The 12,903-nt window shown below is 67.2% G+C and carries 10 protein-coding genes; 8 read left to right on the top strand and 2 right to left on the bottom strand.

The window, feature by feature from the left end; translation table 11 throughout:
• Positions 1–753 (top strand): MCE family protein (locus A5732_RS10100; RefSeq protein ID WP_171974998.1); only part of this gene is annotated, 753 nt, incomplete at its 5' end.
• Positions 754–817: 64 nt separating this feature from the next.
• Here the strand turns inward: A5732_RS10100 and A5732_RS10105 are convergent.
• Complete coding sequence (locus tag A5732_RS10105; RefSeq protein WP_076052508.1) at positions 818–1,735, bottom strand: DMT family transporter; 918 nt, start codon at positions 1,733–1,735, stop codon at positions 818–820.
• A 114-nt stretch (positions 1,736–1,849) separates the two neighbouring features.
• On the bottom strand, positions 1,850–2,743 hold the full coding sequence (locus A5732_RS10110; protein ID WP_065055858.1) for an oxidoreductase: 894 nt from the start codon (positions 2,741–2,743) through the stop codon (positions 1,850–1,852).
• Positions 2,744–2,928: 185 nt separating this feature from the next.
• Between A5732_RS10110 and A5732_RS10115 the strand changes: the two genes are divergently transcribed.
• The 7 genes from A5732_RS10115 (at position 2,929) to A5732_RS10145 (ending at position 12,895) form a co-directional block, all read left to right on the top strand.
• Positions 2,929–3,921 carry a diacylglycerol/lipid kinase family protein gene (locus tag A5732_RS10115; protein ID WP_076102115.1) on the top strand — a complete coding sequence of 331 codons (993 nt, stop codon included), beginning with the start codon at positions 2,929–2,931 and terminating at the stop codon, positions 3,919–3,921.
• 434 nt (positions 3,922–4,355) lie between these two features.
• Positions 4,356–7,610 (top strand): thioester reductase domain-containing protein, encoded by a 3,255-nt coding sequence (locus A5732_RS10120; RefSeq protein ID WP_076102116.1) that lies wholly within the window; start codon positions 4,356–4,358, stop codon positions 7,608–7,610.
• 31 nt (positions 7,611–7,641) lie between these two features.
• The gene (locus A5732_RS10125) at positions 7,642–8,550 is read left to right on the top strand and encodes a metal-dependent hydrolase (protein ID WP_076102216.1); all 909 of its coding nucleotides are present in this window, start codon (positions 7,642–7,644) and stop codon (positions 8,548–8,550) included.
• A 2-nt stretch (positions 8,551–8,552) separates the two neighbouring features.
• On the top strand, positions 8,553–9,473 hold the full coding sequence (locus tag A5732_RS10130; protein WP_076052512.1) for an alpha/beta fold hydrolase: 921 nt from the start codon (positions 8,553–8,555) through the stop codon (positions 9,471–9,473).
• Positions 9,474–9,475: 2 nt separating this feature from the next.
• Positions 9,476–10,558, top strand: a complete 1,083-nt coding sequence (locus tag A5732_RS10135) for a PDR/VanB family oxidoreductase (RefSeq protein WP_076102117.1) — start codon at positions 9,476–9,478, stop codon at positions 10,556–10,558.
• 32 nt (positions 10,559–10,590) lie between these two features.
• Positions 10,591–11,787, top strand: coding sequence for a cation:proton antiporter (locus tag A5732_RS10140; protein ID WP_076102118.1), 1,197 nt, complete (start codon positions 10,591–10,593; stop codon positions 11,785–11,787).
• A gap of 133 nt (positions 11,788–11,920) precedes the next feature.
• The gene (locus A5732_RS10145) at positions 11,921–12,895 is read left to right on the top strand and encodes an Acg family FMN-binding oxidoreductase (RefSeq protein WP_076052515.1); all 975 of its coding nucleotides are present in this window, start codon (positions 11,921–11,923) and stop codon (positions 12,893–12,895) included.
• The last annotated feature ends 8 nt before the right edge of the window (positions 12,896–12,903 follow it).

Here is a 12,903-nt window from a genome sequence, read left to right on the forward strand (position 1 = left end):
AAGTTCGGTCAGTCGGTCACCAACGCCAACGCCTTGCTTGATGATGTGAATCCGCAGCTGCCGCAGGCGCGCAAGGACATTCAGCGGTTGGCGGCGTTGGGCGACACGTACGCGAACGCGTCGCCGGATCTGTTCGACTTTTTGAACAACGCGGTGATCACCTCGCGCACGATCAACGCCCAGCAGAAAGATCTGGACCAGGCGTTGTTAGCGGCGGCCGGGTTCGGCAACACCGGCGCGGAGCTGTTCAACAAGGGCGGCCCGTATTTGGTCCGGGGCGCCGAAGACCTGGTGCCGACGGCGCAGCTGCTGGACACCTACAGCCCGGAGATTTATTGCTTGATGCGCAGCGAACACGATGCGCTGCCCGCCACCGGCGCGGCCGAGGGCGGGTTCAACGGCTACTCGTTGAACATGGACACCGAGGTGCTCTCCGGCCTGGGGCTGATCGCGAACCCGGTGTCCGCGGTGCCCGTCATCGCGTCGCTGGTGGGCGGCATCGCCGGAGTCGTCGGCGGCGCGCCCAACCCGTACATCTACCCCGAGAACCTGCCGCGGGTGAACGCTCGCGGCGGCCCCGGCGGCGCCCCCGGGTGCTGGCAGCAGATCACCCGCGATCTGTGGCCGGCACCCGAGCTGATCATGGACACCGGCAACAGCATCGCCCCCTACAACCACCTGGACACCGGATCGCCGTACGCGATCGAATACGTCTGGGGCCGCCAGGTCGGCGACAACACCATCAACCCATAACATTGTGCGCCGGCTGGCGCGGTGCGGTGAAAATGCTTACCGGGCAAGGTAATGCGTCGGCCGCTCAGGCTTGGGAGGCGGCCTTCGGCCTGGCGCTGGCCTTCACGTCACGCCCCGCGCCGGCCGACATGGAGGCGGCCTCGCCGCGAGCCAAGCCGATCGTCGCCACGATCACCACGACGAGCGTCGCCGCGAGGACAAACCACTCCCAGCCGCCGGCTGCCAACGTCTCGGCGAGCACGACGATGCCGAGGATCCCACCCACCACGGGCTTCGCCACGATGATCGTCGGCAGCGAGGCGGTGAGCGCGCCGGCTCGATAGGCCGACTGGTGATAGATCATTCCGGCGACCCCGCAGAACACCAGGGCGTACAGCTCGAAGCTTTGCCATATGTGGCCCGGCTGGTGTTCCAGGATGTCGACGACGCCCTTCATCAGGACCGCGAACACCGCCAGAAAGGTGCCCGCCACCGCCGCCAGCAGCAGCGCCGCGACCGGGCGATCCGACCAAATTCGCGCGCCCAGCAAACCCAGCAGCAGCAGTGGTCCGATCACCACGGCCACCACGATCCACGTGTGCAGCGGCGCCCGCTGCTGCCCGCCGGTCGGGTCTCCGACCGCGATGAGAAAGGCCAGCGCCACCGCCAGCACCAGCGCCCAGCTCCATTCCCGCCGGGTGATGGGGTTACCGGTCATCCGCGTGTAGATCGGCAGCGCGAACAGGAGCGCCGTCACCTGCAACGACATCACCAGCAAAACCGAGCCCTTGTCCAGCGCGGCGGCCAGCAACACATAGCTGCCGATGTCGCCCAAACCGCCCAGCCACCAACGCTTGTCGCGCAGCAGCATGCCGAACAACGTCAGGTGGCCCACCCGTTTGTCGGTGACCTCCTGCGCGGAACGTTGCCGGACGACGTTGCCGATCGCGGACGCCAGCGCGGCGCAGAGGGCGAGAATGGCCGCCAGATTCGCGTCCGACATGGCATTTCCTCCTCGCTGGGTGCGGTCGCGCTATCCATCCAATCTAGCCGTGGCCCGCGCGGTGGGCGTGCCGCAGGGTTGCCCGGGCCGTAGGGCGGGGGCGGCGGGGAAGCCTCAGAGCGGGAATTTCGTCCCGGTGAGCCGCTCGGACAGTTCCCAGAGAGCGGTTGCGGTGCCGGCACGCTTTGCCGGCCAGTTGCGCCACGTCGGCTGGGTGCGGCCGTACAGTCCGAATCGCGGGCCGACGAAGGTGTCGCCCGGCAAATCCTGCGAGACCGCGTACAACGTCTGGCGGGCGCCGAAGTCGGCGTCGGTGGACACGATCCGGTCGACCGCCAGGACCGCCGCGTCGCCCAGCTTGCGGCCGGAGTTTCCCTGCAGGTTGGTGTGCGACCAGCCGGGGTGGGCGGCCAGCGCGCGCAGCGATGTGGGGACGCCGTCCAGGCGCCGCTGCAGTTCCTTGGTGAACAGCAGGTTGGCCAGCTTGGACTGGCTGTAGGCCAGCCAGGCCGAATACGGCCGGGACTGAAAGTTGAGGTCTTTGAGGCTGATGTAGCCGAAATGGTGCATCAGCGAGGACACCGTCACCACGCGGTCGGTCAGCTTGGGCAACAGCAGGTTGGTCAACGCGAAGTGGCCGAGGTGGTTGGTGCCGATCTGGCCTTCGAAGCCGTCGACGGTGACCGCGTGCTTGGTGGCCATGATGCCGGCGTTGTTGATCAACACGTCGACCGATTCGATGTCCTCGGCAAAGCGCCGCACCGAGGAGAGGTCTTGCAGGTCGAGCCGGCGTACCTCGGCCGTCCCAGCCGTCTTCCCGGTCGCCGAATCGGTCATGCGCGCGGCGGCGGCCCGGCCCTTGTCGGTGTTGCGGACGGCCAGGATGACGTGGCCGCCGACCCGAACCAACTCGCGGGCGGTGATCTCGCCCAGCCCGGCGTTGGCCCCGGTGATGATGACGGTTCGGCCGGCGAACGAGGGCAGCTCCGCTGCGGTCCAATCGGGCATGGCAAACACCCTAACTTCGCGATTGCGGCGGGGGCCCGCGGGCCGCGGCGCCGTGTGGCTGTGTACGGGAGCGTTACTTGTCCACCGGTACGCCCGGGTATCGTGCCTGGGATGTCCAGCGAAATCCCACCTGAGCGGTTGCCCGAAGGGCGGAATTTTGTCGGGTACGCATCGGGGATCGCCGGATGTATCTAGGCGTCATCGTCAATCCGAAAGCGCGGAAGAATCGTGCCGCTTCCGCCGACCGCATCGCCGAACTGCGTCGCATCGTCGGCTCCCGCGGCGAGGTGCACGAGACCAACTCGATCGAGGAACTTCGCGACGCCATCCGGCAGCTCGCGCCACGGGTCACCCATCTGGTGGGCGACGGCGGCGACGGCGCGCTGCACTGGTTGATCAACGAGATTGAGCGCTGCATCAGCGATCCGCAACGCTGGCCCGCGTTCGTCCCGACCAACGGCGGCAGCGTCAACGCCGTGGCCCGGAAGGCCCGGGTGCGTGGGCGGCCCGAAAGGATCATCCGTGCGCTGACGGCCGCCGCCGAGGCGGATCGACCACCACCCGACGTGAGCCTGGACACGTTGTCGCTCGACGGCGAAACCGCCGACGGCGCGGCGTTTCACCGGCTCTGCTTCGGGCTGGCGGCCGGCGGGGTCGGAAACCGGTTCTACGACCGGTATTACGACTCACCCGATCACGGTCGGCTGGCCGTTGCGCGGGTGATCGGCCGCAGCTTCGGCGACTACATCACCTCCAAGGTCGCGCCCGGCCACGTGAAGACGCCGAATTACGCGTCCATCCTGTTCACTCCGACGCGAGCGCGCGTGGTGATCGACGGCGACGAGGTCCCCGCGCGCATGCACAGCCTGCTGCACGCCGGCGCGATCGACCTGCGCATCGGTGGCCCGCTTCGGTTGTTCCCCAAGGCTTCCGAGCCCGGAGCGCTGCATTTTCAGGCCGGAAACCTGCGGCCTTCCAGGATCGTGGCGCAGCTCCCGATGGCCCTGACCAACGGCATGATGCGCGGCGAAGGGCTACGCGATGTCATCGGCCACGAGATGATCATCGAAGCCGAGGACGAGCCGCTGTCGCCCATCATCGACGGTGAGCGTTTCCTCGGCATCGTGAAATTGGTGGCCCGCGCGGGTCCGCGCATCCGCCTAGCCCGGCCCGCGTAGCCGGCTACGGCCGGCGCCCGGCCCGCCGATGGCTTGCCGGGCCCGCTGAACCTCGTCGGAAATTGGCGTTTTTCGCTTTGCGACATCGTCAATAGGCGTGGCGAAGATACAAAACTTAATTTGAGTCGGTCGCGCGTTCGGCTGCGAATAGTAAATCCGTGAATTCGTAGATACGTAGTTCAGTATTTCATGCGTGAGAGCCGTAGTAATGCCTGGTCGTACACCACTGAGATACTGAAGTGCGTATGCGCGTAGATCAGGATCCGTGCAATTAATTTTGGCCTCTAAGTTTATCCTGTGAATGTAGTGTGCGATGGCCATTAATGCTGGTCGATGTTTTGCTCAGGCCAGGTGCGCGGCGCTACATTGGATTTATCTTTTCGACGGAAGTCGTTCTCGGGCTAGGCCAACCTGGAAGGGGGATCACTCCTACGATGGAGACGCTGATCGATTACCTGCAGATGTGGGAAGCGCAGAGGCCGGACCAGACCCTTTTCCGGTTTGTCGACGCCGACGGCCGCGAACTCGAGCACTACACCTACCAGGCCTTCGCCGAACGCAGCCGCGAGCTGGCCGCCTACCTGTCCCAGGAGGCCGGCCTCAAGTCAGGCGAACGGGCGCTGCTTGTTTATCCGCCCGGCCTGGAGATGATCGCGGCGCTGTATGCGTGCGCGCGCATCGGGGTGATCGCCGTTCCGGTCAGCCCTCCCTTGCCGATGTCCTTCGATTCCGGGCTCGCCAAGCTCAGCTTCATCGCCCGCGACTGCCAGGCCGTGGCCGTGCTGTCGACGAAGCAGTTCGAGTACGACTTCCGCCAGCTGCTAGGGCAGCGCCCTGACGAACAGGTCTGGACGGGCGGGACCAACGCCGGCCTGCCGGAGCTGCCGTGGTACGCGACCGACGGCGCACAGGACTTCGGCGGCGCCCCGGTCGCGGACACTCCCGGCGAGGTGCTCTTCCTGCAGTACACCTCGGGCTCGACCAGCGATCCCAAGGGCGTGATCGTCACCCACGCCAACATCATCGCCAACGGCTTCGCCTTCAGCGGCGGCGAAGTGGTGCTGGCCTCGTGGCTGCCGCAGCACCACGACATGGGGCTGATCTCGGCCTACATGTTCGTCATGCTGTTGGGCGGGACCACGCACGCGATGTCCCCCCTGGACTTCCTCGCCCGGCCGTCGTCCTGGCTTCGGCTGATCAGCGACGTGCACGCCACGCACACGCCGGGACCCAACTTCGCCCTCGAGTACTGCCTGCGCGAGGACAAGCTGCCCGCCTCCGAATTGGCCGGCGTCGACCTGAGCAGCCTCGAATGCATTGTGGTGGGCGCAGAGCCGCTGCGCGCCAACACCTTTGCTCGCTTCCGGCAGCGGTTCGCCGAGTACGGTCTGCGGCCCGAGGCGCTGACCGGCGCCTACGGCATGGCCGAATTCACCTTGACCGTGTCGATCCGCGGGCGCCAGACCATTGCGGTGAACAAGCGTGGGCTCGAGCGCAACGTCGCTCGCGTCGAAAAGGCGCTGCCGGAAAACAGCAACCAGGTCACTCTGGTCAGCTGCGGCAAGCCCATCGACGGAGCCCTGGTTCGCATCGTCGATCCCGAATCGCGGCAGGCGTTGCCCGACGGCCGGGTCGGTGAGGTCTGGCTGGCCGGACTTTCGAAGGGGGCCGGGTACTGGAACCGACCGGAGCTCACCGCGGAGATTTTCGGCGCGCGCGTCGTCGGCGATGACGAGCACACCTACCTGCGGACCGGCGATCTGGGCTTCCTCTACGAAGGCGAGCTGTTCGTCTGCGGCCGTAGCAAGGACCTGATCATCGTCCGCGGCGTCAACTGCTATCCCTCCGACATCGAAGCCGTCGTCGAGCGCACGTCCGCGCAGGTCCGTAACGGCTGCGTCGCCGCCTTCTCTGTCGAGCACGATGAGTCCGAAGCGCTGATCGTCGTCGCCGAGGTGCGCGACGAGCACAACCTTCCGGACGCCAAGGCCATGGCCCGCGCGATCCGCCGGCACTGCCACATCGACCCGCACGCGATCGTCTTCGCGCCACCGCGCAGCATTCCTAAGACCACGTCGGGCAAGATCCGGCGTTCGTCGACACGTCAGCTGTGGCTGGACGACAAGCTGCCCGCCTTCACGAGCTGGATCAACCAGTCGGCCAACCGGACTCACGATGGCGTGGCTACGGGTCCGTTGGAGCGCTTCCGAAACCTCATCGAGAGCTACGACCTCACGGGCGACGAGGACTGCTCGTTCGCCGATCTCGGCATCGACTCGCTGGCGCTGGCCGAACTCCGCACGGACCTGCAGGCGCTGCTGGAAGAGAACGGCGCGGGCGAGCTGGCCGACGAGGTCAACACCCGCCTGTTACAGCGGCTGACGGTGTCCGAATTCTTCGGGCTGATAAGCCAATTCGGCGCAGGCTCCGGGCAGCCGCTCGACGCCCTGCGCCGGGCGCTGGATCAGATCTCCGCCGAGTACGAGGCCAACGAGGCCGCCCAGATGCGGGCCGACGCGGCACTTCCGCTGCCGGAACTGGCGCCCGCGCGGCCGGGTGAGCCCACCGACCTGCTGCTCACCGGGGCGACCGGATTCCTGGGGCCGTTCCTGGTGAGCAGCCTGCTGACGCGCACCTCCTACACGGTGCACGCACTGGTGCGCGCCACGGACGCCGCGCACGGTCTGGACCGCATCGTCGCCTCGCTGCGCCGCGCCCAGCTGTGGACGCCGGCGCTGGAAGCCGACGTTCGCGCACGGGTCCGCATCGTCTGCGGCGATCTCGCCGAGCCCGCGCTGGGCATCGGCGAGGCGGCCTTCCAGCAGCTGGCGCAGGACGTCGATGCCGTCGTGCACAACGGCGCCCTGGTCAACTACGTCCGTACCTACGACGCCCTGCGTCCCGCCAACGTGGAGGGCACCCGCGAGCTGTTGCGGCTGGCAATGACCAACCACCGCAAGGCTTTCCACCTCGTCTCCAGCACGTTCATCTACGGCTGGAGCACCCAGCCGGTGGTCGGGGAGTGGGACGCCAACGAAAAGATGGCCGGCCTGGACTTCGGCTACTCGCAGACCAAGTGGGTCGGCGAGCAGCTGGCACTGGCCGCGCAGCGCAAGGGACTCGACGTCCGCATCTACCGGCCCTCGCTGATCTCGCCGACCCGCGCGGGTTTCGGCAGCCAGGACGACATCCTGGTGCGGCTGACGGCGTTCATGATCGAGCACGGCGTCGCCGTCAACGCGCTCAACCAGATCAGCCTGCTGCCGGCGGACTTGATCGCGGACCACATCGTCACGCTGATGGGCCTGCCCGACGAGTCGGGCAGCGTGTTCAACATGACCGCGGACGACTACTACAACCTCACCGACGTCACCCGGATCCTGTCCGAGCGGTACGGGTATCGCTTTGAGTACCACGACATCCCGTCGTTCACCGAGCAGCTGAACCGCCGCTGCACGCCGAACGACCAGATGTACCCGCTGGTCGACTTCCTCACCCGGTCGGCGGACAAGATCGCGGCGATGCGGGACAAGCGCTACGACAACACGCAGTACCGCCACCGGCGGGGGCTGACCCAGGTTCGCCTGCGCGAGCCGGCCCTGACCGAAACGGTCGATCATCTGGTCCGGTTCTTGCGCAGCGAGCGTTTGATCACTGAGGTGGAGGACGAGGCGCAGCGCAGCGCCTAGCCTTACGATCTGACGGAAAGGGATGGCGACGATGTTCACCGTCGATGACAAGGCAACGGGCCCGCACGACGCTTCGCTCGACCATGAGCGGATCGTCCTGCAGGCGCGTGACGTCGACTTCGACTGGTCGACGTTGCCGTTCTACTACGTGCCCAACGAACCCTTCACCACCCACTTCTGCAACGTGCTGCACCTGTTGCTGCCGGCGGGCGAGGAGTTCATCGTCGACGCCTTCAAGGACACCTTGCCGCTGATCAAAGACGATCAACTGCGACGCGACGTGCAGGGATTCATCAGCCAGGAGGCCATGCATTCCCAGGCGCACGCGGGGGTGCTCGGACATTTCGCGGTCAAAGACATCGACGTGACGCCGTTCACCGACCAAATGCGTTGGCTGTTCACCCAACTCATCGGCGACCGGCCGCGGTGGAGTCCGCGCCGGCGCCAAAGCTGGTTACTGGAGCGGGTATCGATGGTGGCCGCACTCGAGCACTACACCGCCATCCTGGGCGAATGGATTCTCGACACCCCGCAGCACGACGCCATGGGCACCGACCCGGTGATGCTGGACCTGTTGCGCTGGCACGGGGCCGAGGAAGTCGAGCACAAGGCGGTCGCCTTCGACACCATGAAGCATCTGCGCGCCGGCTACTGGCGGCAGGTGCGCACCCAGCTGCTGATCACACCGGCGCTGCTGTGGTTGTTCGTCCGCGGGGTGCGGTTCATGTACTCCGTGGATCCCTACCTGCCGCCCGGCACCAAGCCGCGCTGGCGAGACTACTTCCGCGCTGCACGACGGGGTTTGGTGCCCGGGCCTTTCCAGTTCCTGCGGGTCATCGGCGCCTACTACACGCCGAGTTTTCATCCATCCCAACTGGGCAGGGTGGGCCGCGCGGTCGACTACCTGGCCCGCTCACCCGCAGCCCGCGCATCGCACTGACGATGACGACCGAAGTGGCTTCAACCACGGTCGCCGCCTCCGACGGCGTGCGACTGGCGGTGCACACCTATACCGACATCGATCCCGGGCGCCCGACCATCCTGGCCATCCACGGCTACCCGGACAACCACCACGTGTGGGACGGGGTGGCCACGACATTGGCTCGCCGATTCAATGTCGTGGCGTACGACGTACGTGGCGCCGGCCAATCCTCAACGCCGGCAGACCGTTCGGGGTACCGGCTGCCACAGCTGGTCGCCGACGTCGGCGCGGTGATCGACCGCCTGGGCGTGGACAACGTACACCTGCTGGCCCATGACTGGGGGTCGATCCAGGCCTGGGCGGCGGTCACCGACGACGCGGTGATGGGCAAGATCGCCTCGTTCACCTCGGTCTCCGGTCCCCACCTGAATTACGCGGGCAAGTTCTTGCGGTCAGCGCGCACCCCGCGGGCGCTTGTGGACGTGGCCAAGCAGATCCTGGCCTCGTCCTACATCTGGTTCTTCCTGTGCCCGGGCGTACCGGAGCTGGCGATCCGGTCCCGGGCGACCGTGAAAGTCTTTGAGGCGGTTGAGCGCATCGGTGGATCGGGCGGGCGCGGGGCGGCATACCGCTCCGCCGACGACTACCTCAACGGGCTTAATCTGTACCGCGCCAACATGCCCGCACCGATCCTGTCACCCCCTGCGCAATTGCCGCAGACCACCGTTCCGGTGCAGGTGCTGGTCGCCCGCCAGGACTACTTCGTATCGCCTGCCCTGCAACGGTTTACCGGGTCCATCCCGCAGGGCAGCAGGGTCGTCCCGATCGAGGGCGGCCACTGGGTGGTCAGCGCCTATCCCGACGTCATCGCACGGCTCACCGGTGAGTGGGTCGACCTGATCGCCCAGTCCACCGACCGTCGCGGCCTCGGCCAGATGTGAGGATGATTGTGGCACAGACTATTTGGAACGGAATTCCGGCCGACTTGTACGGCCGCCGTAAGCGCGACCGGATGTACACCGCGTTGTACGGGGTCGGTGCGTTGTTCGGCGGCCTGGCGTCGGCGTCGCGGTGGACGTCCTCGCGGGTGCAGTCCGTGCAGCGCACCACCACCGCGGTCGTCACGCACCGCGAACTGCTGGCGCCCGATGTGGTCGCGCTGACACTGGCCGACCCGGCCGGGGGGTTGTTGCCGTCCTGGACGCCCGGCGCACATATCGACGTTCGGCTGCCATCGGGTCGCCGCCGGCAGTACTCGCTGTGCGGTTCGCCCGGACGGCGCACCGACTACCGCATCGCGGTGCGCCGCATCGCCGAGGGCGGCGGTGGCTCGATCGAAATGCACGAGACCTTCGAGGTGGGCGACAAATTCGAGTTCGAAGGGCCGCGCAACGCATTCTATCTCGTGACCGACGAGCGCGAGGTGCTGTTCGTGATCGGCGGCATCGGAGTGACACCGATCCTGCCCATGATCCAGACGGCCCAGCAGCGCGGAATCAATTGGCGCGCCGTGTATGCCGGTCGCGGCCGGGAGTACATGCCGCTGCTCGACGAGGTGGTGGCGGTGGACCCCGACCGGGTCACGGTGTGGGCCGACGACGAGCGCGGCCGATTCCCCACCGCGTCCGACTTACTTGCCGAAGCCGGGCCCACGACGGCCGTCTACGTGTGTGGCCCCACCGCCATGCTGGAATCGGTGCGCAGCGCGCGTAACGAACACGCCGATGCGCCGCTGCATTACGAACGTTTCGGCCCTCCACCGGTGGTCGACGGGGTTCCCTTCGAGCTGGAGCTGGCCCGCTCGCAGCGGGTGCTCAGCGTGCCGGGGAACCGGTCGGCGCTCGACGTCATGCTCGACCGCGATTCGACCACCGCGTACTCCTGCCAGCAGGGGTTCTGCGGCACCTGCAAGGTGAAAGTTCTTGGCGGGCAGGTGGATCGCCGCGGGCGTACCGCGGAGGGTGATGACGAAATGCTGGTCTGCGTTTCCCGCGCGAAATCCGGGCGCGTGGTGATCGACGCCTGAGCGCTCAGATGCGCCACGTTTGACCCCGCACCGTGCAAAATGACCACGTGCAGGGATTTGGCTTTCACACCTTGGCGCTGCTGACCGCTGTCGGTTTCGCCGGTCCCCTGCTGGCCTCCGTGCCGCGCCTGCGGATACCGGTGATCGTCGGGGAATTCCTCGCGGGCCTGGTGATCGGCAAGACCGGCTTCGGCGTCATCGATGCCACCGACCCGACCTTCCAATTGTTCGCCAACATCGGCTTCGCGCTGGTGATGTTCGTGGTGGGCAGTCACGTCCCAGTCCGCGACCCCGGGATGCGTTCGGCCGTGCCGAAGGCGTTGGCGCGGGCGGCCCTGGCCGGCGCCGCCGCGGCCGCCCTGGGCTTCGGGCTGGCCACGCAATTCGGCATCGGACACGCCGCGCTCTACGCCGTGCTGATGGCCTCGTCCTCGGCGGCCATGACGCTGCCGATGATCGACTCGCTGCGCCTGCGCGGCCCGCAGGTACTGTCCGTGACCGCGCAGATCGCCATCGCAAACGCGGCCTGTATCGTATTGCTGCCCTTGGTCATTGACTTCCGTCACGCGGCGACGGCGGCGCTGGGCGGGTTGGCGATCACGGCCTGCGCCGCGCTGCTTTACGTGGTGCTGCGCTGGGTCGACCGCCGGGACTGGCGGCAGCGCATGCACGACTATTCGCACCGGAATCAGCTGGCGCTGGAATTGCGGATCAACCTGCTGGTGCTGTTCGGGCTGGCGATGCTGGCCGTCAGCACCGACGTGTCGATCATGCTGGCGGGCTTCGCGCTGGGTCTGGTGATCGCCATGGTCGGTGAACCGAGGCGGCTGGCGCGCCAGTTGTTCGGCATCACCGAGGGTTTCTTCAGCCCGGTGTTCTTCGTCTGGCTCGGCGCCTCGCTGCAGGTGCGCGAGCTGGGATCGCAGCCGAAATACATTCTGCTCGGCGTCGGCCTTGGGCTGGGCGGTGTGCTGGCGCATTGCGCGGGAAGGCTGCTCGGCCAGCCGCTCACGTATGCGGTGATGTCCTCCACTCAGCTCGGCGTGGCGGTGGCCGCCGCCACCATCGGCACCCAGCAGCACCTGCTTGCCGCGGGCGAAGCGTCGGCGTTGATGTTCGGTTCCCTGCTGACCATCGCCTGCACGTCGATAGCGGGCGCGATCGCGGCGCGCGGCCAGGCCGCAACCGACCCGGGGGAGCCCGCCAAGGCCGCCAGGTCCGTTCCGTAAAAAGACCTCGCGGCGGACCCGGCCGCGGATATTGGCCAAAAGTCCCTTGAGCTAGAGCCGTCGTGCTCTCGTGGGGCCGCCGAGAACGCGTGATCGTGGATACCGGCAAGGCGCTAGGCGAGAGGGGACGGGTATGGACACCCGCTTTCCGGACGCCGGAACGATCCGGACGGCCCTGACTTTGGCATCGCGCGCCCCGTCGGTGCACAACACCCAACCGTGGCGGTGGCGCGTCGACACGACGAACCTGCAGCTGTACGCCGATCCCGGCCGTCAACTGCCCAACACCGACCCCGATGGCCGCGACTTGATCCTGAGTTGTGGCACGGCGCTGCATCACTGCGTTGCGGCGTTCGCGGCGGTCGGATGGCGATCCCGGGTGAGCCGGTTGCCGAACGACGACGACCCCACCCACCTCGCCACGATCGAGCTCTCCCCTCATGTCGCCGATTACGTCGACATCGCACTCGCGGCCGCCATCCCGCGGCGGCGCACCGATCGGCGCCACTACAGCTCCTGGCCGGTGCCCATGGGTGATATCGCGCTGATGGCGGCGCGCGCCGCCCGCACCGGCGTCACGCTGTGCCAGGTGGAAGACATCGACAGGCTGCACGACATCGTCGCCGAATCCGTCCGCGATCACCTCACCCAGGACTATCTCGCCGAGCTCACGGCGTGGAGCGGGCGCTACTTCTCGGTCGCGGGCGTTCCCGCGCACAGTGCGCCGATATCCGATCCGGACGCCAAGATCCCGAGTCGCCTGTTCGCCGGTGCGGTCCTGCCGATGGCACCGGACTCGTCCTCGGCCGACGACAACGCCGTGGTGCTCGCGCTCGGCACCCGCCACGACGACCGGCTGGCCCAGCTGCGCGCCGGGGAAGCCACCAGCGTTGTGCTGCTCACCGCGACGTCGACGGGACTGGCCAGTTGTCCGGTCACCGAACCTCTGGAGATGGCCGCAACCCGCGAAGCGGTCCGCTCCGACATCTTCGGCGACAACAACTACCCGCAGATGCTGCTTCGGGTGGGCTGGGCGCCGATCAACGCCGACCCGCTGCCGGCGACGCCGCGACGCGACCTCGGCGACTTCGTCGAGTGGGCGAACTGATCGCGGGC

The sequence above is a fragment of the Mycobacterium colombiense genome, assembly GCF_001953985.1.
Taxonomy (GTDB): Bacteria; Actinomycetota; Actinomycetes; order Mycobacteriales; family Mycobacteriaceae; genus Mycobacterium; species Mycobacterium colombiense_B.